This window comes from Jiulongibacter sediminis, assembly GCF_001306455.1.
GTDB classification, from domain to species: Bacteria; Bacteroidota; Bacteroidia; order Cytophagales; family Spirosomataceae; genus Jiulongibacter; species Jiulongibacter sediminis.
This window is the reverse complement of sequence record NZ_LGTQ01000005.1, coordinates 313277-336136: the sequence shown is the minus strand read 5'-3', so window position 1 is coordinate 336136 and position 22860 is coordinate 313277. Positions and strand designations below refer to the sequence as shown.

The following is a 22860-nucleotide window of genomic DNA, read 5'->3' as shown; positions in this document are numbered from 1 at the left end:
AAGCGAACCAATCCAAAACACCCCATAATATATTCTCAAATTAATATCATTTCAAAATATAATTCTGTTTAGCATTTCAATATTGGCTTATCGCCAAATTTTATTCAGATTTCTAACATCAAAGAACGTTTCTTTTTAGGAATTAAACAAATTCTAACACAGGCACAAATGCCCTTTAAATTCAAAGAATACTTCGTTTAATACTAAAAAAGGTATCCCTGAATTGGATACCTTTTTAAGAGTCAATCAAAAATTTGCTGACCAAATAAAATATTGAAAGAAAATTTTTTCTTTAAATTCCTAAAACTTTCTTATTCACCTCTTCATCTGCCCCTGTCGCGGCAAAATCATCGAAAGCTCTGGTTACCACCTGTATTAAATGATCCTCTATAAACGGAGCACCTTCAGAAGCACCCTGATCAGAATCCTTGATACAGCACTCCCACTCTAAGACTGCCCAGCCATCGTAATCGTATTGAGAAAGTTTACTAAAAATTGACTTGAAATCAACCTGACCATCTCCTAATGAACGGAAACGACCAGCCCTGTCTGCCCAACCAGCATAACCTGAATAAACCCCTTGCTTACCAGTAGGATTAAACTCAGCATCTTTAACATGAAAAGCCTTGATTCTTTCATGATAGAAATCAATGAACTGTACATAATCTAAAGCCTGGAGCACAAAGTGTGAGGGGTCGTAGTTGATGTTAGCTCGGGAATGGCCATCAAGAGCATCCAGGAACATTTCAAACGTCGTTCCGTCAAAAACATCCTCTCCCGGGTGTAACTCATAACAATAATCTACACCATTTTCATCATAAACATCCAGAATTGGCTTCCATCTGGCAGCTAACTCTTTGAAAGCAGACTCTATCAAACCTGCAGGCCTCTGCGGCCAAGGATACAAAAATGGCCATGCCAAAGCTCCGGTGAATCCAACATGAGAAGTAAGGCCAAGATTTTTTGAAGCTATAGCCGCAAGTTTGCATTGCTCTATTGCCCATTCTCTCCTTGCCTGCTCATTGCCATGCACTTCTTTTGGAGCGAAAGCGTCATACATCATATTATATGTAGGGTGAGATGCCACCAACTGCCCCTGCAAGTGTGTGCTTAGCTCTGTAATTTCAAGACCTTTATCGGCAAGTTTCCCTTTAAGCTCATCACAATAGGTTTTTGACTCAGCCGCTTTCTTCAAATCAATGATGCGACCATCCCACGCAGGTAACTGAATACCTTTATAGCCTTTTCCAGCCATGTAATCAGCAATGGTATCCAATGAATTAAAAGGGGCCTCATCACCCATGAACTGTGCCAGGAAAATACCCGGTCCTTTTATACTTTTCATTTATCTATAGATTTAAGGTTGAAAAAAAATGCGGAGTTCTCAAGCTCCGCATTTGAAGTTTTATCTTACACTCTCACCCATTTCTGAGCTTTATGACTTTCAAGAATTCTTTCGCAAACCAGAAGTTCACGATATCCATCAGCGAAAGTCGGGAAGGTTGGATTCTCTGGTTGTTTACCAGCCTCTACGGCAGCATAAACTTCTTTGAATAATTGCTTTGAGGTATCCGGGAAACCTTCGTTATGCCCACCAGGGAAAGAAACTACAGATCCTACGGCAGGATCAACCAACGAAGGATCTTTCATCAAGACCTCATTTGCCTTTTCGCGATGACCCAGCCAAAGTTCGTTTGGCCTTTCAGAGTTGAAAGCAAAAGTTCTCTTTGATCCGGAAATCTCTACCTTCAACTGATTCTTGCGACCTGCAGAAACCTGAGATACCGTTACAGAACCTTTATTACCATTATCAAAACGTAATAACACGTTCGCGTGATCCTCTGTATTGATCTCAACTTCTGCATAATCATCAGGGCCAAGCTCCACGCCACTATAGGTCTCAATTCTTTTTAATGGCTTCTTTCTGGTTTTATGAACAGTGCTGAAATCAGCTAAAAGCTCAACCGTTTTTAGTCCTGTAACGTATTCAATGATGTCCATTAAGTGTGAACCGATATCAGCAATTGCACGTGAGTCCCCGGACTTATCAGGCTCAAGACGCCAGTTGTAGTCTGTGTCAAAATATAGCCAATCCTGAAGATACGAGCCAATTATTGAGAAGACATCGCCCAGTTCGCCTTTCTCACGCATCACCTTCATCTGACGTACCATCGGGTAATAGCGAAGATTAAAGTGAACGGCATTAACCAAACCACTTTTCGCCGCTATTTCAACCAACTCTTTGGCCTCAGGCAAGTCTTTAGACAATGGTTTTTCACAAACCACGTGTTTGCCGGCTTCCAAGGCAGCTTTAGATTGTGAGTAATGCAGAAAGTTAGGTGTACAAATGTGAACACACTTGATGTCATCCATTTTCAGCATTTCGTCAAAAGTGCAGCCAACGGCAATACCCAACTGTGCTGCCTTTTCTTCAGCCAACTCTTTTGTGATTTCAGCCAATGCTGCCACTTCGACATTTGGCAAACGTCTCAAGGCTTCAATATGGGCAGGTCCAATAAAACCTGTACCTACAACACCTACTTTAATTTTTTGCATGTTTTGTTGCTTATTTACTGTTATTGTTCAATTTCTTTCAGACGAAAGATTTAAGACTCAAGACCAATTCTATGTTAAACAAGGCCAAACACCCGTTTTCGGCCACCTGTCATACAGCATCTTAAATCTCAAATTTCGTCCACTTGTTCTTTTCGTCATTGGCCGATTTAACTACGGTTTGAATGAAGCCCATTCCACGAAGGCCATCTTCTACGCCAGGGAAATCATATACGTCCGGATCGTAACCATCCAAACTTGAAGCATTACCTAAACCGCCTGTTGCAGACTTATCGGCTGAAGCACCGTGTTTAGCTCTCAAAGCATAAGCAAAGTTTCTATAGATACTTGCGAATGTTTCAATATAACCCTCGGGGTGACCCGCTGGCTGCCTCGTATGTGCCTGGGCATGAGGAGAGAGATTACCGACTCCGGTTCTGATGATTCTTGAACCAGTATCCTGATTGGTCAATTCCAACGTATTTGGTTCCATCTGACTCCATTTCAGGCCACCTTTGGTTCCATATATTCGAATATTAAGATCATTTTCCTCTCCATGGCATATTTGTGAATTATGAAGAATACCTTTTGCTCCGTTATCAAAACGTAACAAAATATTGGCATCGTCATCCAGTTTCCTGCCTTCCACAAAAATCGTAAGATCAGCACAAAGCTCAGTGATTTGTAATCCTGTGATATATTCAGCGAGGTTTTCAGCGTGAGTACCGATATCTCCTACCCCACCGGCAGCTCCACATCTTTCCGGGTCGGTTCTCCAATCTGCTTGTTTTTGGCCTGTTGCCTCCAGCAATTCATATAACCAGCCTTGCGGATACTCCACAATTACTTTCCTGATATCACCGATCACACCGTTTTTGACCAATTGGCGAGCTTCTTTTACCATTGGGTAGGCCGTGTAATTGTGTGTGAGGGCAAACAGTTGACCAGATTTCTCCAGAATAACTTTTAATTCTTTGGCCTCCGCCATTGTCAGTGTAATGGGCTTGTCCATGACCACCGGAAAACCATTTTCCAAAGCACACTTTGCCGCAGGGAAATGAACATGGTTAGGAACTACGATAGATACGAAATCCATTCTTTCACCCTCGGGAAGCTCTTTTTCTTTGAGAATCATTTCTTCATAAGAGCCATAAACCCGGCTGGGATCCATATAAAGAGCTTCGCCTGTTTGTTTAGATTTTTCAGGGTTTGAGCTAAAAGCTCCACAAACCAACTCAATTTCTCCGTCAAGAGCAGCACCTCTTCTGTGGACCGCACCAATGAAGCCCTCCAATGAGCCTCCTATCATGCCCATTCTTATCTTTCTGTTCATTCTATATAGGTATTGTTAGGTTGAAATTTATCAGACGAATAGTCGCCATTCCATTTCGCAAATCGCTTAAATGGGGCATGAAATTAAACAGAAGCCTTGTTTCTTCCAAGAAGAAGATGCCCTGTTTGAGTAAAAGAGAAAAATCTATCTTTTTTTTAGAAAAAATTGTAAAAACCGAATTCAAGAATAAGCCCGAAAGTTTTTTGAACTATCGAAAAAATTTATCTTTACCGCCGAAATTATAACCCTAATCAAATCTCTAATGGTAAACGATAAAAGATTATTTCTGGCCAGTTGTTTTGCGTTGATTACAACGGCCTTCTCTTTCAGTATCAGTGCTGGTACTCTGAAGCAGCTTGGAACTGACCTTGGCTACACTGCCGAAAGACTTGGGTACATTAACTCTCTTTGGTTCTTTGGTTTCCCGATTGCCATGATCATCGGTGGACTTATTTACCATACTATTGGACCAAAGAAAATTATGCAGATCGCATTTTTCTCTCACTTCGTAGGTGCGGCACTTACATTGATTGCCATCTATTTTGTTTCATCTTCGAGTTATGTTTTGCTTTTGGCATCAAACCTTCTGATGGGAATAGGCTGTGGCTGTACTGAAGCCGCCTGTAATCCTATGATCGCTGATACTTATCAGGGAGAAACAAGGAATAAAATGCTAAACAGATTCCACATGTGGTTCCCCGGCGGAATCTTCGTAGGAGCTCTTCTTTCTGAGCTTATGACAAACATGGGCTTCTCATGGCAGAGCCAGTTCTGGTTAATTCCTATCCCTGCTTTAGTTTACGCTTACCTTTTCTACGGTCAAACTTTCCCGAAAGCAAGTGTGGAGCAGGCGAGTTCGCTTTCAGCTAATTTCAAAGCTATGCTTACTCCCCTTTTCATTTTCATTTTTGCTTGTATGGCGTTAACGGCGATCACAGAGTTTGGTCCTCAAAAATGGACAGGTTTAATCATGGAGAGCTCAGGAGCTAAACCAATGCTTATTCTTGCTCTTACTACAGGGCTGATGGCTGTTCTACGCTTCTTTGGAGGACCTGTAACAAATATTCTGGGACAAACTGGAGTTCTTCTTGGAGGTGCGATTATTGCTGCTTTGGGTATTTACCTTTTCAGTACGCAAACAGGAGCTATGGCTTACGTTGCCGCTATTTTCTTTGCGGTTGGTGTAGCGTTCTTCTGGCCGACAATGATCGGTTTTGTCGCTACTAATATCCCAAAAAGTGGTGCTTTGGGAATGTCAATTGTAGGCGGTGTAGGTATGTTCTCTACTGCCATTTTCCAACCAATTATTGGTGGATGGATTGATAGTGATATTGCGGAACAACAAGCCCTTGGTCTCTCAGGTGTTGACCTTGACTTAGCTGCAGGGCAGGCTACGCTTTCAACGATGACAACTTTCCCAATCATTTTGATTGTAGCTTTCACTATTCTTTTCTTCTGGCAGAGAGGAAAATCAGGAGAGGCGGTTGCTCACTAAGAAATCTTAAAATTCAAAAAAGCACCCCAATGGTAACATTGCGGGTGCTTTTATTTTTATGTCACAATGATTTACGCTGCAATAGACATTGGTAATACATTTGGAAAAATGTCCATTTACGAAAATGGCCACGAGACCGAATTCAAGAGAGGACGAACCAGTCAACTGTTAAAAGACTTAAAAAAAGTTAAGCCGGACGCCTTGATTGTATGTTCGGTGACTCTCAATTCTGAGGAATTACTCTCTAAGTTTAAAGACTTTGAACATACACTTTTTCTCAACAGAGATACCAGGATTCCTATAATTAATGGTTACGCAAGTCCTGACACTTTAGGGTACGATCGCCTTGCTGCGGCCGTTGGAGCACATTTCAGGTTTCCAGCCGAAGATTGCCTGATCATTGACATGGGCACGGCTCTTAAGATGGACTATATTGATAAAGAGGGTGTTTTCAAAGGTGGTTACATCTCTCCCGGACTGCAGATGCGTTTCAAAGCTTTACACACTTTCACAAAAAAATTGCCGTTGTTAGAGGCGGAAGAAATTCCTGAGCTAATTGGAAACACCACCGAGAGCTGTATCAAAAGTGGCGTGATAAACGGAATGGCCGCTGAAATAAACGGGATAATAAGTCGATATCTTGCAGAACATGATCTCAAGATTTTGATAAGTGGCGGAGATGCCGGCTTCTTTGAAAGTCAGATTAATTATCCGACCTTTGCGGCTTCAAATTTAGTTCTGGAAGGATTATACAGAATATTGATTCACAATGTTGAGAACAAAAAAAGTACTCTTTAGTTTTTTAAGCCTTATTCTATCTGCAACAGCTTTTGGCCAGGGTCAGGGCAACACTCCTTACTCCGTCTTTGGAATAGGTGAATTAGCCGAGCCAACCGCCGCTTCGCAAGAAATGATGGGGGGAACCGGAGCTTCATTTGCAAATGCTTTTTACATTAATCAGATTAATCCGGCCCTTTTGGTTAAAAACCGTGTTGCTTCGGGCTATAAATATGTTGCATTTAATGTAGGTTTCAGAGGTAATGCCAGAACAATAACTACCGAGAACCTTTCTCAAAGAGACTTCGGTTTCAATCTTGACAACCTTTCACTTACGGTACCAGTGACTACCAACTGGGCGATGGGAGCAAGTCTCAGACCTTACAGTATGGTTGATCATAAAACCAAATACGATGAGGCCATCATTGGTGCTGAAAATGAAGTTTACACTAAAGAAGTGTATAACACAGGTGGTATTTCAAGAGCTTCTTTCACAAACTCTTTCAGGATCTTCAATAGTCTTTATGTCGGATTAGAGGCCAACTATAATTTTGGAACGATTAACAAAGACAGTTCTTCCTACCTTTTTGGTAACGCATCAAATCAATTAAGAACCAATACACGCTATGCAATGAAAGGTGGCGGTTTGAAATTTGGAATGGCCTATCAACAAAAACTGAATGATAAGTGGCAAGTGAATATTGGAGGAGCTGTAGAGCGGTCTGCCGAACTTAAAGGCGATGTTCTCAGAACTTTCGGAAGCTATGCCGATGTCGGCAACGGCCCTTTCATCACTCGCGTTCCTGATACGTTAGCCTTAAATGATATTTCAGTAAAAACACCAACTCAGTATCGGGTAGGTATTAGCCTAGAAAGCCCTTTCAAATGGATCTTTGCGGCCGACTATCATACCACTAAATGGTCAACGGCTCAAAACCTGGATGCCTTGGCAGAAAGAATCAAAAATGACACGGAAGAATATAAATTCGGTCTGGAGTATCTCCCAAACTCTTCCTCTACAAGGTATCTTAGTCAGGTTTTTTATAGACTAGGTTATTCAACTTCGCAAACCGCCTATGTTATCAATGGAACCCGTATTAAGGACAACAAATTCTCAATGGGTGTCTCAGTGCCGATGGGCTACAGAAACCCAAGTTATGTCAACCTTGGTGTGGCCTTTGGTAACCGTGGAGTTATTACTAACAACCTAATCAGAGAAAATTACGTTAGATTATCAATAAGTGCTACTTTATTGAGCCCATGGTTCATTCAGCCGAGAATTGACTAATCAAAATGAAACGCTTTGTCTACTTGTTTATCGCCCTCAGTGTACTTTGGGCTTGTGAAGAGGAGGACGAAACCAAAGAGAACTTTGTCTACCTCGGGCCCGTCATGACCATTGATGACCTCAATGTGGCCTTCACAGATTCCGGCCGGGTCAGGGTAAAAATGTCTACGGCCAAACAGCTCAAAATGCAAAATGAAGACGAGGTATACCCAAAGGCTGTCTATGTCAATTTTATTGATGAAAATGCCGTAGAATATAGCTCATTACGGGGTGACAGCGGAAAATATGTTCAGAAAGAGAACAGGTACATTATCCAGGGAAACGTCTTCTTTTATAACCGCCAGGCTCAGCAGAGCCTTTCCACAAATGAATTGGTGTGGGATCCAAATAAAAAAATCATCTACACTGATAAGAAGGTTCAGGTTAATACTCCAAATGATCAAATTATCGGAAACGGAATGGAGGCTTCAGAAGACTTTAGCAGTTATAAGTTTACCGGAGGAATTACAGGCTATTTCCAGGTTGATTCGCTTGTTACGCAGCCAGATACGGCTCAATCAAGAGTTCTAGATTAGGGTGCACAATCTAGAAGGATTTCTTTGACTTCGTTAGCAGTAACCTTCTGAGGTTTACCAGCATATTTATCTTTCAAAAAAGTGACGAGTTGAGCAATATCTAAATCAAATAGCTCAGGATTTGGAGGCATAGCCTGCTTACTTTGAGCTTGGTCGGCCCTAATGCCATTTTTGATTAGACAAATCACCTGTGAGGTATTACCTAGTACGGCATTGCCTGCCAGGGCAGGATAAAGGTTACGGAGTCCTTCTCCTTTTTCGCCATGGCAATTGGCACATCGCTGTTTATATAGAATTTCACCATTGACAAGGTACTGCTCGTATTCCAGTTCTTCGGCACTGGTACAACCAGACAATAAAACTGAAACTATAAGTACTTTCAGACTATTCCTCATCTTCTTTGAGTAGTAATTCAATATCTCTAATCAGTTGGTTTACATCCTTCTCTACCGTGCCATCATATAAACCCCTGACCTGTTTCTTTTTATCCACCAAAATAAAAGCTCCGGAATGAATAAAACCTCCGGTTTCTTCAGCCGCAACTGTATCTTCGGCTGCGGTTACCATATAACTTTTCTCCCCTATCTCGTAAATGGCATCCTGATCACCAGTCACAAATTGCCATTTCCTGTCATTCACTCCTAAAGCCTCCGCATAATCTCTCAAAACAGACACTGAGTCATGATAAGGATCAATAGAATGCGACAATATTTTAACCTCGGGCTGATCCTGAAAGTGCTCATAAACTCTGATCATCTGAGATTTCATTACCGGGCAAATTGTGGGGCAAGAAGTAAAGAAGAAATCTGCTACATAAATACTATTCTCAAAGTCAACCTGAGAAATAGTATCACCGTATTGGTTTACAAAAGAGAAGTCAGGAATTTGATGAGGGATATTTTCGCCATTTTCACCAACCTTAACCGGGCCCAAAACCGGAAGTTCTGCTTCTTGAACATTACAGCTCCAAAGCGTGAAATAGGAAAAAGAAAGAATTAGAAGTTTATTCAGCTGCTTCATTTTCACTAATAAATTGTTCGGCCTTTTGCATGGCCTCATTTGTATGATCTCCGATGGAGGCTATTTCTTCTTTTAACCTTTCATAAAGCTCTAATTGGGAATTAGGGTCTTCGGTTTTTAAGCGGGCGTTGGCATAATTATCCATCCAGTTATACATATCGTCATTGGCCTTGGTAAGTTCAAAGGCTATTGAACGCCCTTTGGCCACACGCTCATCCTCTTCAGGAAGGTCCTTTATGAGCTCAAGTATGCTGGCCTTCACCTTTGGCAGTTTCATGCTCTTCGGCATTACAAGATCATGCCCTTCCAGTAATTCTTTATTGAGTGTTTCAAGTTTCTGATCGAGCTCTGAATTAGCCCCACCACAAGCTGTTAGAAACAGAATTGAGAATAGAAATACAATTACCCTTTTCATGTGTTTATTTTCTATTTATTTTCAAAGATCACGTGCGACTTCTGATGATTGAAATAATAATTCTCCTGCGTGATTAATGATTATTTCAATCATGTCGGTTTCATTTTATCAAAAGTTCATTTCCCGTCTAGATCGCATCCATAAGCTCAATGGCACTCTTTATTGAGCTTTCAGAAGGGTTATTACCGCCAATCATCTTCGCAATTTCAAGAATGCGTTCTTCCTGATTTAATTTTTTCATACTGCTGATGGTCCGCTCACTAGTATCAGCTTTGTAAACAAAGAAATGAGACGTACCCTTTCCGGCAATTTGATGCAGGTGGGTTATTGCTATCAATTGCAGATTCTTGCTCATTTCCCGCATCAGGTTACCCATCTTTACGGCTACTTCGCCCGAAATACCAGTATCTACCTCATCAAAAATCAAAGTGGGCATCGCGGCTTTTTCAGCCAGAATATATTTCAAGGCCAACATTAAACGCGAAAATTCACCTCCACTGGCTACCTTTTTCAGCGATTGAAGTTCAAAACCTTTATTTGCTGAAAACAAGAATTCCGCCTTATCCAATCCGTCAGCAGCAGGCTCTTTTTCAGTTAGCTGAACGGAGAATGCAGCATTCGGAATCCCCAGTTCTTTGAGAAGATTTACAACTTTATTCTGCATTTGAGGACTGATAGCCTCTCGCTTTTCCCTTAAATTTTGCCCCGCCTCTTCAAGCTCTTTTGTAGCTAACTCCAGGCTTTTCTTGAGCTTATTTAGCTTATTATCAAAGTCAAGAACGTTTTCTACTTTAACTGAAAGCTCTTTTTGAATTGTCAAAAGACTCTCAATATCCTGAACCTGATGTTTTTGCTGTAAGCGAAAAATTAAATCAAGCCGGTCTTTCAAAACCTGGATTTGTTCAGGATCATACTCTACCTTTTCTTCCTCAATACTCACCTCATCAGCAATATCAGAAAGCTCTACCTGAACGCTTTGCAAGCGTTTCTTCAAATCAGAATAAGCTGACGAATACTTTGAAATAGAATTCAGCTGAACATGGGCATCTTGTAAAGCAGAAATCAGTGACTGCTCAGGATGGTTTATAATGCCTGAAACCTGTGAAAGTTTCAGCTTAACTTCTTCGGCATTTTCAAGGACATCTAGTTTCTCTTCAGCCTCTTCCTGCTCACCTGCCTTAAGATTCGCTTCAGAGAGTTCTTCCAGTAAAAACGAATTATAATCAAACTCTTTTTGCAAAGCTTTAGACTCTGCTTCCAGCCTTTTCAGCTCATTTTGAGATTGAGCATAAACCCCATAGGCCTTTTCAAAAGCAGAAAGTTCATTTTGACTTTCAGCATACGCATCTAATAAATTCAGTTGATACGATGAATCTGCCAACATGATAGAATCGTGCTGCGAGTGCACATCAATCAAGCGATCGGCTAAATGCTTCAAAATATCCAGCGTAACAGGAGAGTCATTCACAAACGCTCTTGACTTTCCATTTGGAGCGATTTCACGCCGAATAAGGCAAGGGTTTTCGTAGTCGATACCGAGCGATTCAAACAATGACTGAAGTTTGTAATCTTCGATTTGAAATGTGCCCTCAACGACACATTTTTTTTCCTGATCAAAAAGAGCCTTCACGTCAGCTCTTTTACCCATAAGAAGGCCCAGAGCTCCAAGCATGATAGATTTACCGGCACCTGTTTCACCAGTTATAATATTCAACTCTGCATCAGGAGAAATCTCAAGCTGCTGAATCAACGCATAATTTTTAATCTGTAAATGGGCTAGCATCAGGAATTTTATGACCGGATGCAAAGCTAATCAGCAGGTATGGATAAGGCAAGGAGAAGCCGCCTTTGCTAAAGAGATTTTCATCAGGTTTCAGAAAGAAAAAAATCCGCAGAGAAAAGTTATCTCTGCGGATTCTACAATAAACCTTAACCCTAAACTATGAAAAAATAAATCTTAATTCTTAACTGATGTGGCGTCAGACACATTCGTAATTTTAAATTCTGTACGCCTGTTTTGCTGGTGCTTGCTTTCGCTACAATCTACCCCATCTGCACATTCATTGACCAGCATGGTTTCTCCAAAACCTGTGGCAATCATTCTTGAAGCCTCTATGCCTCTTTTGGTAAGAAAGTCTACCACTGACTGAGCCCTTTGTTCAGAAAGCTGCTGGTTAAAGTCAGCACTTGAGCGGCTATCTGTATGAGCTCTTAACTCGATTTGGATCTGTGGATACTTTTCAAGAACTGGTAAAACTGAGTTTAATAATTCCTTTCTTGCATCCCGGCGAATCGAGCTTTTACCATAATCGTAGTAAATGTTTTCGATTCTAAATATATCTCCTTCAGCAATCATGCCAAGATTTTGTTCATATGAAGTATTATCAACTTTTTTAGGCTTTACTTTACCCACTTTTTCAGTATTGGTAGCATAATTCCGCTTAACCGCTGAAACTACATATTTCCCCTTTTTGGTAGGCTGAAATTCGTATTTACCATCTTTTCCTGTTATCACAGTCTCAGTACTTCCGTCTTTTTCATTGGTCAGAATTACGGTAGCTCCGGCAATTGGCTCATTGGTTAACTCTGATCGAATAGTACCTTTTACAAGCGGCAATTGAGAAGGCTGCAGGTAAATTTTTATCTGAGCTCCCGATTCCTGATCGGTGATCATGGTCGCATAATTAACAGAGTTTGCTTCATAGCCTTCTTTGAAAGCTTTGAACTCAAAGTCAAGCCCTGTTGACATACACACATTGATCTCTCCCTGACCATCCGTAATATGTAAATCCTGATTGACGCCGGATTTAATCAATCTCACCTCGGCATCAGCCAACGGCTCCTCAGTATTGGCATCATATACCAGTATCTTTAACTCACGACACTTTCTGTTGAAAGCATAAATATTATCATCAGAATAACCTCTCAATCGGTTAGAAGAGAAAAAGCCACTTGAACGCTCGCCATTTGTTATCAAACCAAAATCGTCTTTTGAGGAGTTTATAGGTGCTCCTAAGTTCTCAGGAGTTCCCATGGCGTTGTCATCTTCAAGTTCAACAAAGAAGATATCAAGACCACCCAGACCCGCATGACCATTTGATGCGAAATACATGTGATTATTCTCATCAATGAACGGAAACATCTCATCACCTTCTGTGTTGATTTCACGTCCCATGTTAACAGGTACACCCCAGTTGCCGTTTTTATACTCTACCACGTAAAGATCAGTACCACCATACCCACCAGGCATGTCTGAAACAAAATACATTTTCGTATTCTCACGGTTCAACGCCGGATGACCGCACGAATATTCGTCTGAGTTAAACGGCAATTCCTCGATATGGTCCCACTCTTTGCCATTATTCTTTGCTGTATAAAGCTTCAGCATATTTATGCCGTCTTCAGATTTACGGGTTTTACCATTGATATGATTATTTCTGGTAAACACAATTTGATTCTCTGTATTGAAGAAAACCAGCGGACCCTCATGGTATTTTGAGTTCAGACGCTTACTGAACATCTCCATTTCTTCGAGCCTGCTCACCCCATTACTTTTCGGAGCACTCTGAACTTTTGCAGCTGAGGCTCCCGATGCCCCTACAACAATCGAAGAGGTATCAGGGTATTCAAACAAATCAAGAAAAGGTGTCTGATTATTCATAAATACCCGCTTTATGATACCATCATCATTTCTTGCTGAAACAAAAACGAGTCCTTTTCCGTGGTACATCGGGCTAAAATCAGCCTGAACGGAATTTAAGGCGTTTACATATTCAATGCGGTACAAAGATGAATCACGGTAGAAAGGTGATTTATCCATGTAGGCGACAGTAAAGTTTTTAGCCCTTAAATCAGAGGCCTGTTGCTCCCCATATTTGGAATAATAAAGTTGAGATTCTCTGTATTTTGAATTGGAAGCCAAAACCTGAGCAAAATATAAGAACTCCTTGCTGTCCAAGATACTCTCATGTTTCTCAAAGAGCTTACGATACACTCTTTCGGCATTTTTGAAATCCTGCAAATGTTTGTAACAGAAAGCAAGCTTAGAAAGAGCTTCCGGCAGATCTTCATCTTCTGGCTTAGCACTTTCTACAAAATCTTCATAATGTTTGAGGGCTTCCACATAACTCAACCTTTCCAGAGCCTTGTTCCCTGCACGTAATTGAGCAGAAGCATCAATACTGATCAGAAAGAAGATCAATATGCCGGTTAGCAATGAGCACGTTATTTTTAAGGTCTTGGTTAATCGCATTTTATTAGGAATAATGCACGTCATGATTAATTCAAAAGCCGTGCCAAACTCAAACCAAGTCCATACCCCAAGTACTCAATATTCACATTACCAAGACCTTAAACAATTTCTAATTTTAAAATTTGCAGAGTTTTTTTGCCTATTTTTACTTTTTCAGAAGCTCTCCTACCCACCAGCCAAACAATCACCTCATTTGAAACCAGCACCATTTGCTGCCTTTTTTCCGGGATAGAAACTTTCTCGTCAATCAGATAGTCAGAAACCAGCTTGCTACCTTTCATCCCGAAAGGTTGGAACCTGTCACCAAGTTGCCATTTCCTTAATAACAGTGGAAAATCAAGCTTATCAAAATCTAGAAAAGCTTTTTGCGGATCTTTTAAATCCTCTGAAGAAGGGTAATTCTGAACAACACTAACTTTCAACCGACCAGCCGGAGTTTCATACAGTCCCTTCTCATCTATCTCAGTAGAAAAATCAATAGAAAACCTTTTTATCTGAATCAAAAATTCATCTCGATCAGAAACCAACTCATAACTTTCAGACTCAAAAACAGCCCCCGTTTTATTTAATCCATCGACCAGTATTTTCTTTACCGTTTTGAAATCGAAATCAAACTCAGCGAAAAGTCGATAAACCAAAGCCTCATTCGTCTTTTCCAACAGAAGATCCTTTTTAACCGAAAATCCGAATGGTTCTTTCCTTAAAACTTGCTCTTTAAATTCCTCAAATTGGGTTTGGATAAACATGTTATCCATCGCAAATTTTTGAGCAGTTTCATCAAATGTTGTGAGTAAAGAGAGGTTTAATTCTTTAAGTTTTGGCACCACTTCATGTCTGATAAAGTTGCGTTTATATTTCCGAGAAGAATTGGAGCTATCCTCTCTCCATTTAATTTTTTTACCCTTGGCGTAGGCCATTACTTCAGCTTTTGAAGCGAACAGCAAAGGTCTTACGATATGACCATTCACCGGTAAAATCCCCTTCAAACCACTGATTCCCGTACCTCTGACCAGATTCAGCAGAGCGGTTTCCAGATGATCATCGGCGTGGTGAGCTGTAGCCAGTAAGTTTAAATTTTGTGTTTCGAGAAGTTCCTCGAACCAATGATAGCGTAATTGCCGTGCGATCATTTGTGTAGACATACCAGCTTCTTCTCCCTCTTTTTGAGTATCAAACTTCCGTGCATGAAACGGGATTTTTAATTTTTGACATGTATCCCTGACCAGATTTTCATCCGCATCGCTGTCTTTTCCGCGAAGCGAAAAATTAACGTGAGCTACTTCAAAATAATAAGGCAATTGAGAAAACAGGTCGAGCATAACCATAGAATCTACACCACCACTGATGGCTAAAAGCAGACGATTCTGCTCCTGAAGTTTAATCGTACTCTTAAGGTAAGTTAAAAATGATCTCAGCATCCGTTTCCTCGGTAGATTACCACAAAATTAAGCTAATTTTGCTGCAGAATACAGCATCAGTAATTAATGCCTCTACACCTCCGATATTTCATTTTCTTCATTTTCTGTTTAGCAAGTCTGGGGTCATTCGCCCAGCGACCGCTCAATGAGCCGGTTGATAAAGGCCCGAAATCAAAAATAGAACTCATTAAAGCAGATTCACTGGTTGGCGTCAATGGCTTTGATCCCAGGCGTACATTTTATGGACGTGTGCAGTTTTTTCATCGCGGTGTTTATCTGAACTGCCGAAAAGCAATCCACAACGCCGGCACTAATAATCTTGTGGCTTATGGAGAGATTTTGATCAATCAAGGTGATACACTAACCATAACTGGTGATACACTCTATTACGATGGCAATACCCGGCTAGCCAAAATTCAGGGCCGTAAGGTGATTCTCCAAGACGATGATATGACCATTCAGTCCAGACGAATGGAGTATGATCTGAATATTGATGAGGCTTATTATCCTGTACCAGGCATAATCCATCAAGATTCTGTAGTGCTGAGCAGCGACAGAGGCTATTATAACACCGAGTCGAAGATTTTTAAGTATATCGGAAACGTGGAAATTCTACACCCGGATTTTACACTGTGTACTGACACCCTTGATTATAATAGTGAAACCAAAAGAGCTGATTTTAATTCATACACTACTATTTATTCGCCTGACGGTAACCTTTCGGCTAACAAAGGCTATTATTTCACGGATACCAAAATTTCAAAATTCTACGGCCGGTCTTTCCTAGAAAACGAAGAATATACCCTCGCAGCCGATACTCTTGACTTTGACCTCTCCATCGAAGAAGGCTTCGGAAGAGGAAATGTTGAGTTCTTTAGTAAAACAGACAGCCTGATTCTAAATGGTACCTACGGGGAGAAACTATCCAGCAAAGGGTACACCAAAATTATGGGGAATACCCTGATGCGTTCAATTAGCGAGGGAGACACGCTCTACATGAGTGCCGACTATATTATTGCCTATAACTCTATCGACTCTGTTCTCCAATCTCCTGAAGATAGCCTTGTTTTACCTGACTCAATTCTAACTATTCCTACAGATTCGTTATTAAAAGCTCCTGTAACCAGTAAAAATGACACACTCCCCGTTTCTGGTGTAACCTCAACTGACAGTTTAGCAAAAAAAAGAGATGGTAGTAAAATGGAATTCATCATTGCCAATGGTAATGTCAAAATCTATCGGGATGACTTTCAATCGCTGTGCGATTCACTGAACTATAACCTGATTGACTCAACGATTTCTTTCATAGGCAACCCTATGATCTGGAGCACCGATAATCAGATGGAAGGTGATACCATTGAGGCATTCATGGTCAACAACAAGATCAATAAGATGTTTCTGAAACAAAATAGCTTCGTCATTGCTTCTGACTCAGTAGAAAACTACAATCAGATTAAGGGGCGTCAGATTGTCGCCTATTTTGACAGCCTGACCAATATTGAAACAGTAGTGGTAGACGGTAATGGAGAGAGCATCTATTTTGCCCTGGATGATTATAACAAACTGATTGGACTTAACCGGGTAGAGTGCAGTAAAATGCGTTTAAACTTTATTGATCGCAAAGTGAAAAGAATCGCCTTTATGGGCAACCCTGAATCAAAACTGATACCACCGAATGAAATAGGTGCACAACAAGTGAAGCTAGACAATTTTTCGTGGGAAATTGAACGTAAACCTTCAAAGAATGAGGTCATTGGCTCAAATTTTGCTCTACTAAATTCCGAGGAACAAATCCTTGACAACAGGGAATTGTAAAAATTATTGTTAAAATTTTAAAAAAATCGCTCTATCAATCAACCTTTTATGGGTTTTATACGTCTATTAAGAGTATATTTGAAAAAGTAACTAAAACAAACTGAATGATTGAAACTCTACCCAAGGAAAATGAACTCTAAAACCAACATTCTTTTTTCCTTTCTGGCCTTACTCTTTGTAAGCCTGGGTGTTTCCGCACAAACTCAATCTCGACTAAATATCGGACAAAATTCGGACGCTCCTAAAGTAGCGACAACAAAACCAGTTACTTCTCTTGTTGTGAGAAGAGATATGCCATCAGAAATCAGTGTTAACAAAAATTCAGCACTTACATCTTTTTACAGAGATCTTTTGCTTTCAAATACTCCTGAAAAAGCCAATGAGGCAAAGTCAACTTTTGTAAATGAACGACTAGCTGAAGACAGACTTTACGTTAGCGATGAGTTGAATGTATCAAATATCTACCCTAATCCGGCTAACGAGTACGCCACTCTTGATTACCGAATCAGAGGAAATCAAAAGGCTAAGGTTTCCTTTCTAAATATTTTAGGTGGAACGCTGACTGAGCAAGAGCTTGATCCGTTTGATACCAAACTGAGGGTTCAAACCAGAACTTGGGATAATGGCATCTATTTCTACCAGCTTATGGTAGACGGTAAAAAAGTGGCTACCAAAAAGCTTTTAGTTCGTCATAACTAGGCTTTGTTAATTCTCCTTAAAATTTGACTTCGGAGTAATTATACCTTAAGCATTGCGTTTTACTCTTACTTGCTTTTACTACCTTTGCCGAATGAATTTTAAAAAGCTGATTAAGCCTGCACTTATTCTTTTAACAGCCACCATATTTATGGCTTGTAATAAGGAATTCGCAAAACTTCAGAAGACCGGAACTACCGAAGCAAAATACAAGGCTGCTATCAAGTATTATAACGAGGCTGACTATTTCAGAGCCAACCTCTTATTTGATGAAATAGTACCATTGCTTAAAGGAGACTCCACTGCTGAAAAGGCACAGTTTTATAATGCTTACTGTAACTTCTATCAGCAGCAATACCAGCTTAGCTCATATTACTTCAAAACATTTTACAGCACCTACGCAAATAGTCCTTATGCAGAAGAGGCGTTCTATATGTATGCCTACAGCATGTTTAAAGATGCTCCTGCTTATAATCTGGATCAGGAAACTACACTGACCGCTATTGAGGCTCTTCAAACTTTTTTAAATACCTACCCGGGAAGCGACTACGCGGATAATTGTACCCAGAACCTGAAAGATTTAAGAGAGCGACTTGAGCGAAAAGCCTATGAAAAGGCCTTTTTGTACTACAAAACCAGTGGCGTTACTATTGCAAACTATAAAGCAGCGGTAATCACTATTGATAACTTCAGGCGTGATTTTCCTGATTCTAAGTATAATGAAGAGCTAGGTTATGTACAAGTAAAATCTCAATATGAACTGGCAGAGAACTCTTTCTTTAGAAAACAAAATGAGCGATATACCAAAACGCTTGAGCTTTACGAAGAGTTTGTAGATGACTATCCTGAAAGCAATTATCTTAAGGAACTGGTAAAAATCTACGACGATACACAGCAAAAGCTAAAAGAGGTTGTAGAGCAGGAAGAAGAAATAGAAAAACTAAGGCAAGAAAGTCTGGAGAAGAAGGAAGAGGCGGTAATTGGCAAAAATTAAAGTTCAGGCCTACAGTAGTTTAGCAATAAAAGTGTATTTTTGCACCTCAATTTAAATTCAATATCAAAGACATGGCAGTTAATCCTTCAATAATCACGAGAGATACCGACAAATTGGCGGCCAAAAGTGGTAATATGTATAAATCTGTTTTCATTGCTTCTCAAAGAGCTAAGCAGATTGCTACTTCTACTAAAGATGAGCTAACAAGTAAGCTTGCTGAATTTGCGTCAAACGTGGACAATCTTGAGGAAATCTTTGAAAACCGTGAGCAGATTGAAATCTCTAAATTTTATGAGCGTCAGCCTAAGCCTACAAGTGTTGCTTTGGAAGAGTTTATGAATGATGAGGTTTTGGTAAGAGATAAAACTCAGGAAACTCCATCAGCTGAAATTTAATATAAATTTCAAGCTCAAAAATATTTATGTGCCCGGAATTGAAATCAATCAGTTCCGGACTCTTTTTTGTTTCAAGCAAACCGAACATAAAAAACCCGAAGCATTTTAAAATACTTCGGGTTCTACTTTTATCTCTTTTAACTTCTCAGTTCTTGGAACTCTTTGGTGCAAGAATTACGGTCAAACGCTTTCCTTCCAATTTCGGAGGTGCTTCTGCCTTACCAATTTCCTCAAGTTCTTCTAAAAACTTAAACAAAAGCTCGTATCCTTTTTCTTTAAAAACAATCTGACGGCCATGAAAATGAACAAAAGCCTTCACTTTTGAACCCTCTTTCAAGAAGTTCTCAGCGTGCTTCAGCTTGAAATTAAAGTCGTGATCATCCGTATTAGGACCAAATCTAATTTCTTTGATTACCGTCTTTTGCTGCTTGGCCTTAAGCTCTTTTTGCTTCTTCTTTTGCTCGTACTTGAATTTAGAATAATCAAGAACCCGACAAACAGGTGGTTTTGAATTAGGTACGATTTCAATCAGGTCAAGCCCTTGTTCGGCAGCGATAGCCTTAGCTTTGTCAATCGAGTATACACCCTGCTCTACATTTTCTCCTACGAGCCTAACCTCAGGAACCCTGATTCTTTCGTTAATGCGGTGCTTATCTTCTTCTCTTGTAGGTCTTCTAAAATTTCTTCTAAAGTGTTTTGCCATTCAGCGTTTTTATTGTTTTTCTAAATTTGTCTTAAATAATACTAAATTCTTTTGAATTATCAAAAGTATACGAAAGCAGCTTTACTCACCAAACTTAGGTATATTTTTATTTATCTCTTTTCCGGCGTAGGCCACAAATTCCGCAATGGTCATTGCTCCTAAATCGCCTTCCCCTTTCTTACGAACAGAAACCTTACCTTCTTCCTTTTCTTTTTCGCCAAGAATTAACATCAGCGGCAATTTATTTACTTCGGCGTCCCTTATTTTACGACCAATCTTCTCATCTCTATGATCTACATAGCCTCTGATATCTTTATCCTGTAATTCAAGATAAACCTCATTGGCATAATCTTCATACTTTTCAGATATTGGCAAAATGGCGATTTGATCAGGCGATAACCATAACGGAAAGTTCCCGGCGGTATTTTCAATCAGTATCGCAATAAAACGTTCCATAGAGCCAAAAGGAGCTCTGTGAATCATTACCGGCCTGTGCTTTTGATTATCTGCACCTACGTATTCTAATTCAAATCTGTTTGGTAACTGGTAATCAACCTGTATAGTTCCAAGCTGCCACTTTCTTCCAAGAGCATCTTTAACCATAAAGTCAAGTTTAGGCCCGTAAAAAGCAGCTTCGCCATATTCGATAACGGTGCTAAGACCTTTTTCTTTGGCAGCGTTCATAATAGCGGCCTCGGCCTTATCCCAGTCTCCATCTGCCCCAATGTATTTAGAACGGTCTTCTTTACTTCGTAATGATATCTGAGCACTGTAATCTTCAAAGCCCAAAGACTTAAAGACATAAAGCACAAGGTCAATCACCTTCTTGAACTCATCCTCCACCTGATCATTTCTACAGAAAATGTGAGCGTCATCCTGAGTAAAACCTCTTACTCGTGTAAGACCATGTAGCTCACCGGATTGCTCATAACGGTAAACCGTCCCAAACTCTGCCAAACGTAAGGGAAGCTCTTTATAACTTCGCGGTCTGGTTTTAAAGATTTCGCAGTGATGCGGACAGTTCATGGGTTTTAACATAAACTCCTCATCTTCTTCTGGTGTCTTTATAGGTTGAAAAGAGTCTTCACCATATTTATCCCAGTGTCCTGAAGTTTCATAAAGCTTTTTACTTCCAATGTGCGGTGTTACCACCGGCAGATAACCAGCCTTTAACTGAGCTTTCTTAAGGAAATTCTCCAAACGCTCTCTAAGCATGGCACCTTTAGGCAACCATAATGGCAACCCCTTTCCTACTTTTTCAGAAAAAGCAAAGATCTCAAGCTCCTGACCCAGCTTTCTATGGTCACGTTTCTTGGCTTCTTCTACCATTTCAAGGTATTCCTTTAGTTCCTTCTGTTTGGGGAAAGTAACGCCATAAATACGCGTTAACTGCTTTTGGCTCTGATCACCCTTAAAATATGCTCCGGCTACATTTGTAATTTTAGCCGCCTTAATAAAACCTGTATTAGGAATGTGTGGCCCGCGACATAAGTCGGTAAAGTTTCCTTGAGAATAAAAAGTAATTGAGCCATCTTCAAGACCTTCTAAAAGGTCAAGTTTGTACTCATCGTTCTTCTCCTTAAAGTAAGCCACCGCCTCGGCTTTACTCATTGGCTGGCGAAAATAATCGTTTTTTTCGCGGGCGAGCTCGAGCATTTTGGCTTCTATTTTTCCAAAATCATCCTGAGATATGGTATGATCTCCAGTATCTACATCATAATAGAAACCATTTTCTACCGGTGGGCCTACCCAAAATTTAACACCGGGATACAAAGCCTCCAAAGCCTCAGCCATCAAGTGAGCAGACGAATGCCAGAATGTTGACTTACCGTCAGCATCTGACCAGGTAAGCAACTGAAGATCTGAATCTTCTTCGATTGGGCGATTGGCATCGACAACTGTACCATTCACTTTTGCCGAAAGTACGTTTCTGGCCAAACCCTCACTGATAGAAAGAGCTACATCCATAGCTGAAGTGCCCTTTTCAAATTCTTTCACACTCCCATCGGGAAGAGTAATATTGATCATATTATTTTTAATTCTTTAAATCTCAACGCTTCGATACACCCGCTCTAATACGGAAGAAACCCTGTCGTAAGCAGTTTGAATTTCAACGTCATCCGGAAAACGTGTTTTGCCTTTCAGGTACAATTCCTGTGCCTGTTTATACTGACCGAGACGCTCTAAACAAAAACCGGCACGAAAGTAAAAATTTTTTTTGTCAGGAGTAAGCTCAATCTGCTTTTCAAATGATTCAGCTGCCCGGGTAAAATTGCCATACTTTATGTAAAGCTCACCCAAATCAGCAAAAGCAGGCTCATCAATGTCAAGGGAGGTCACTTTTCTGTATGTGGCAATGGCACTATCTATCCGCCCCAAACGCTCCATTATTTTAGCCTGATTATAAAGCAGGCCAGGATAATTATTGTCAATTTCAAGTCCTTTTCGGTTGATTGCAAAAGCAGAATCTAGTCGACCCTCCATTTCCAAATAGCTTTTGGCCAACAAATAATAACCTTCTGATGATGGCGAATTAAGCTCAAAAGCATTTTTCAAGTATTGCTGAGCAGCAAGAGGGTTTTGTTGTTTTAAAAGTAAGCGGGCTTTTAGCAGAAGACTCTCCCTCCACTCCGGAGCAATAAATAGACTTTCTTTAAGGTACTCTTCAGCTTTTAATAAACTATCTTTTTTGAGATAAAGACCTGCTATAAACGAGTAAAACTCCGGGGTGTCATGCTCCATGGCTGAGGCTTCCTCTGCAGCTTGTAGGGCTTCTTCTTCCCTTTTAAGTTTAGAGAGCAATTCGGCTTTGAGAAAGAAGTATTCCGGATCACTGCTTTTCATTTGCAGGGCCCTTGTTATATATTTTAATCCACTTTCAGCATCACCTAATTCTTTGGAAATTTCGGCCAATTTATAATAATCACCGGCTTCGGCATCTCCTTCATCAGATAATTCTTTGAGATAAGCCAAAGTCTTCTGCAGTCGGCCCTCTCTGAAATTATCCGATAGTTTTGAAGGCACAGAATCTCCCTCCCGCTCATAAGAAGCACAGGAGAAAAGTATAAGCCAAAGGAATGAAATAGAAAAGATCAGCCTCATCTGATTGAATTAGGCCACAAAATTCCGAA

Annotated in this window: 20 protein-coding genes; 8 read left to right on the top strand and 12 right to left on the bottom strand. The window is 40.3% G+C overall.

The genetic code is table 11. The features are described from left to right. Positions 1 to 292: 292 nt before the first annotated feature. The 3 genes from AFM12_RS01440 to AFM12_RS01430 all read right to left on the bottom strand — a co-directional run bounded on the left by AFM12_RS01440 (position 293) and on the right by AFM12_RS01430 (position 3868). On the bottom strand, positions 293 to 1345 hold the full coding sequence (locus AFM12_RS01440) for a sugar phosphate isomerase/epimerase family protein (RefSeq protein WP_055143459.1): 1053 nt from the start codon (positions 1343 to 1345) through the stop codon (positions 293 to 295). Positions 1346 to 1410: 65 nt separating this feature from the next. Beyond that, complete coding sequence (locus AFM12_RS01435; RefSeq protein ID WP_055143457.1) at positions 1411 to 2556, bottom strand: Gfo/Idh/MocA family protein; 1146 nt, start codon at positions 2554 to 2556, stop codon at positions 1411 to 1413. 121 nt (positions 2557 to 2677) lie between these two features. Further along, positions 2678 to 3868, bottom strand: a complete 1191-nt coding sequence (locus AFM12_RS01430) for a Gfo/Idh/MocA family protein (RefSeq protein WP_055145037.1) — start codon at positions 3866 to 3868, stop codon at positions 2678 to 2680. 280 nt (positions 3869 to 4148) lie between these two features. On the opposite strand from AFM12_RS01430, the gene AFM12_RS01425 reads away from it, so the two are divergent. From AFM12_RS01425 to lptC, 4 genes are all read left to right on the top strand, one after another. Next, positions 4149 to 5381 (top strand): MFS transporter, encoded by a 1233-nt coding sequence (locus tag AFM12_RS01425; RefSeq protein ID WP_055143454.1) that lies wholly within the window; start codon positions 4149 to 4151, stop codon positions 5379 to 5381. Positions 5382 to 5447: 66 nt separating this feature from the next. Then, entirely contained in the window at positions 5448 to 6179 is a 732-nt protein-coding gene (locus tag AFM12_RS01420) for a type III pantothenate kinase (protein ID WP_055143452.1), read from the top strand. After that, a complete protein-coding gene (gene bamG / locus AFM12_RS01415) occupies positions 6151 to 7446 on the top strand; it encodes a BamG family beta-barrel-assembly machinery protein (RefSeq protein ID WP_055143450.1) in 1296 nt (431 codons plus the stop codon). The genes AFM12_RS01420 and bamG overlap by 29 nt, the downstream gene beginning before the upstream one ends. A 5-nt stretch (positions 7447 to 7451) precedes the next feature. Then, entirely contained in the window at positions 7452 to 8021 is a 570-nt protein-coding gene (gene lptC / locus AFM12_RS01410) for an LPS export ABC transporter periplasmic protein LptC (RefSeq protein WP_082391150.1), read from the top strand. On the opposite strand, the gene AFM12_RS01405 is transcribed toward lptC, so the two are convergent. The 6 genes from AFM12_RS01405 to tilS all read right to left on the bottom strand — a co-directional run bounded on the left by AFM12_RS01405 (position 8018) and on the right by tilS (position 15126). Continuing rightward, positions 8018 to 8416: a c-type cytochrome gene (locus AFM12_RS01405; RefSeq protein ID WP_055143444.1), complete on the bottom strand. Its 399-nt coding sequence runs from the start codon at positions 8414 to 8416 to the stop codon at positions 8018 to 8020. The genes lptC and AFM12_RS01405 overlap by 4 nt on opposite strands. Beyond that, complete coding sequence (locus AFM12_RS01400; RefSeq protein ID WP_055143442.1) at positions 8406 to 9041, bottom strand: SCO family protein; 636 nt, start codon at positions 9039 to 9041, stop codon at positions 8406 to 8408. The genes AFM12_RS01405 and AFM12_RS01400 overlap by 11 nt, the downstream gene beginning before the upstream one ends. Continuing rightward, entirely contained in the window at positions 9025 to 9456 is a 432-nt protein-coding gene (locus AFM12_RS01395) for a hypothetical protein (RefSeq protein ID WP_055143438.1), read from the bottom strand. The genes AFM12_RS01400 and AFM12_RS01395 overlap by 17 nt, the downstream gene beginning before the upstream one ends. Positions 9457 to 9583: 127 nt before the next feature. Continuing rightward, positions 9584 to 11239, bottom strand: a complete 1656-nt coding sequence (gene recN, locus AFM12_RS01390) for a DNA repair protein RecN (RefSeq protein WP_055143437.1) — start codon at positions 11237 to 11239, stop codon at positions 9584 to 9586. Positions 11240 to 11413: 174 nt separating this feature from the next. Next, complete coding sequence (locus AFM12_RS01385; protein WP_055143430.1) at positions 11414 to 13708, bottom strand: OmpA family protein; 2295 nt, start codon at positions 13706 to 13708, stop codon at positions 11414 to 11416. A gap of 98 nt (positions 13709 to 13806) precedes the next feature. Beyond that, positions 13807 to 15126: a tRNA lysidine(34) synthetase TilS gene (tilS, locus tag AFM12_RS01380; protein ID WP_055143426.1), complete on the bottom strand. Its 1320-nt coding sequence runs from the start codon at positions 15124 to 15126 to the stop codon at positions 13807 to 13809. Positions 15127 to 15192: 66 nt separating this feature from the next. Here tilS and AFM12_RS01375 point away from each other — a divergent pair, with 66 nt between their 5' ends. The 4 genes from AFM12_RS01375 (at position 15193) to AFM12_RS01360 (ending at position 19026) form a co-directional block, all read left to right on the top strand. Next, positions 15193 to 16941 carry an OstA-like protein gene (locus AFM12_RS01375; protein WP_055143421.1) on the top strand — a complete coding sequence of 583 codons (1749 nt, stop codon included), beginning with the start codon at positions 15193 to 15195 and terminating at the stop codon, positions 16939 to 16941. A gap of 129 nt (positions 16942 to 17070) precedes the next feature. After that, positions 17071 to 17640: a T9SS type A sorting domain-containing protein gene (locus AFM12_RS01370; protein WP_131458156.1), complete on the top strand. Its 570-nt coding sequence runs from the start codon at positions 17071 to 17073 to the stop codon at positions 17638 to 17640. A gap of 91 nt (positions 17641 to 17731) precedes the next feature. After that, entirely contained in the window at positions 17732 to 18631 is a 900-nt protein-coding gene (locus AFM12_RS01365) for an outer membrane protein assembly factor BamD (protein WP_055143414.1), read from the top strand. Between the two features lie 71 nt (positions 18632 to 18702). Next, entirely contained in the window at positions 18703 to 19026 is a 324-nt protein-coding gene (locus AFM12_RS01360) for a DNA-directed RNA polymerase subunit omega (protein WP_055143411.1), read from the top strand. A gap of 145 nt (positions 19027 to 19171) precedes the next feature. On the opposite strand, the gene infC is transcribed toward AFM12_RS01360, so the two are convergent. The 3 genes from infC to AFM12_RS01345 form a co-directional block, all read right to left on the bottom strand. After that, the gene (gene infC, locus AFM12_RS01355; protein WP_055143409.1) at positions 19172 to 19729 is read right to left on the bottom strand and encodes a translation initiation factor IF-3; all 558 of its coding nucleotides are present in this window, start codon (positions 19727 to 19729) and stop codon (positions 19172 to 19174) included. An 81-nt stretch (positions 19730 to 19810) separates the two neighbouring features. After that, positions 19811 to 21757, bottom strand: coding sequence for a threonine--tRNA ligase (thrS, locus tag AFM12_RS01350; protein ID WP_055143407.1), 1947 nt, complete (start codon positions 21755 to 21757; stop codon positions 19811 to 19813). A gap of 15 nt (positions 21758 to 21772) precedes the next feature. Next, positions 21773 to 22831, bottom strand: a complete 1059-nt coding sequence (locus AFM12_RS01345; RefSeq protein ID WP_055143405.1) for a tetratricopeptide repeat protein — start codon at positions 22829 to 22831, stop codon at positions 21773 to 21775. Between the last annotated feature and the right edge of the window lie 29 nt (positions 22832 to 22860).

Excerpts from the sequence above, each read along its gene's own strand:
- AFM12_RS01440 (WP_055143459.1), bottom strand. The coding sequence starts at position 1,345 with ATGAAAAGTATAAAAGGACCGGGTATTTTCCTGGCACAGTTCATGGGT.
- AFM12_RS01435 (WP_055143457.1), bottom strand. The coding sequence starts at position 2,556 with ATGCAAAAAATTAAAGTAGGTGTTGTAGGTACAGGTTTTATTGGACCT.
- AFM12_RS01430 (WP_055145037.1), bottom strand. The coding sequence starts at position 3,868 with ATGGGCATGATAGGAGGCTCATTGGAGGGCTTCATTGGTGCGGTCCAC.
- AFM12_RS01425 (WP_055143454.1), top strand. The coding sequence starts at position 4,149 with ATGGTAAACGATAAAAGATTATTTCTGGCCAGTTGTTTTGCGTTGATT.
- AFM12_RS01420 (WP_055143452.1), top strand. The coding sequence starts at position 5,448 with ATGATTTACGCTGCAATAGACATTGGTAATACATTTGGAAAAATGTCC.
- bamG (WP_055143450.1), top strand. The coding sequence starts at position 6,151 with ATGTTGAGAACAAAAAAAGTACTCTTTAGTTTTTTAAGCCTTATTCTA.
- lptC (WP_082391150.1), top strand. The coding sequence starts at position 7,452 with ATGAAACGCTTTGTCTACTTGTTTATCGCCCTCAGTGTACTTTGGGCT.
- AFM12_RS01405 (WP_055143444.1), bottom strand. The coding sequence starts at position 8,416 with ATGAGGAATAGTCTGAAAGTACTTATAGTTTCAGTTTTATTGTCTGGT.
- AFM12_RS01400 (WP_055143442.1), bottom strand. The coding sequence starts at position 9,041 with ATGAAGCAGCTGAATAAACTTCTAATTCTTTCTTTTTCCTATTTCACG.
- AFM12_RS01395 (WP_055143438.1), bottom strand. The coding sequence starts at position 9,456 with ATGAAAAGGGTAATTGTATTTCTATTCTCAATTCTGTTTCTAACAGCT.
- recN (WP_055143437.1), bottom strand. The coding sequence starts at position 11,239 with ATGCTAGCCCATTTACAGATTAAAAATTATGCGTTGATTCAGCAGCTT.
- AFM12_RS01385 (WP_055143430.1), bottom strand. The coding sequence starts at position 13,708 with ATGCGATTAACCAAGACCTTAAAAATAACGTGCTCATTGCTAACCGGC.
- tilS (WP_055143426.1), bottom strand. The coding sequence starts at position 15,126 with ATGCTGAGATCATTTTTAACTTACCTTAAGAGTACGATTAAACTTCAG.
- AFM12_RS01375 (WP_055143421.1), top strand. The coding sequence starts at position 15,193 with ATGCCTCTACACCTCCGATATTTCATTTTCTTCATTTTCTGTTTAGCA.
- AFM12_RS01370 (WP_131458156.1), top strand. The coding sequence starts at position 17,071 with ATGAACTCTAAAACCAACATTCTTTTTTCCTTTCTGGCCTTACTCTTT.
- AFM12_RS01365 (WP_055143414.1), top strand. The coding sequence starts at position 17,732 with ATGAATTTTAAAAAGCTGATTAAGCCTGCACTTATTCTTTTAACAGCC.
- AFM12_RS01360 (WP_055143411.1), top strand. The coding sequence starts at position 18,703 with ATGGCAGTTAATCCTTCAATAATCACGAGAGATACCGACAAATTGGCG.
- infC (WP_055143409.1), bottom strand. The coding sequence starts at position 19,729 with ATGGCAAAACACTTTAGAAGAAATTTTAGAAGACCTACAAGAGAAGAA.
- thrS (WP_055143407.1), bottom strand. The coding sequence starts at position 21,757 with ATGATCAATATTACTCTTCCCGATGGGAGTGTGAAAGAATTTGAAAAG.
- AFM12_RS01345 (WP_055143405.1), bottom strand. The coding sequence starts at position 22,831 with ATGAGGCTGATCTTTTCTATTTCATTCCTTTGGCTTATACTTTTCTCC.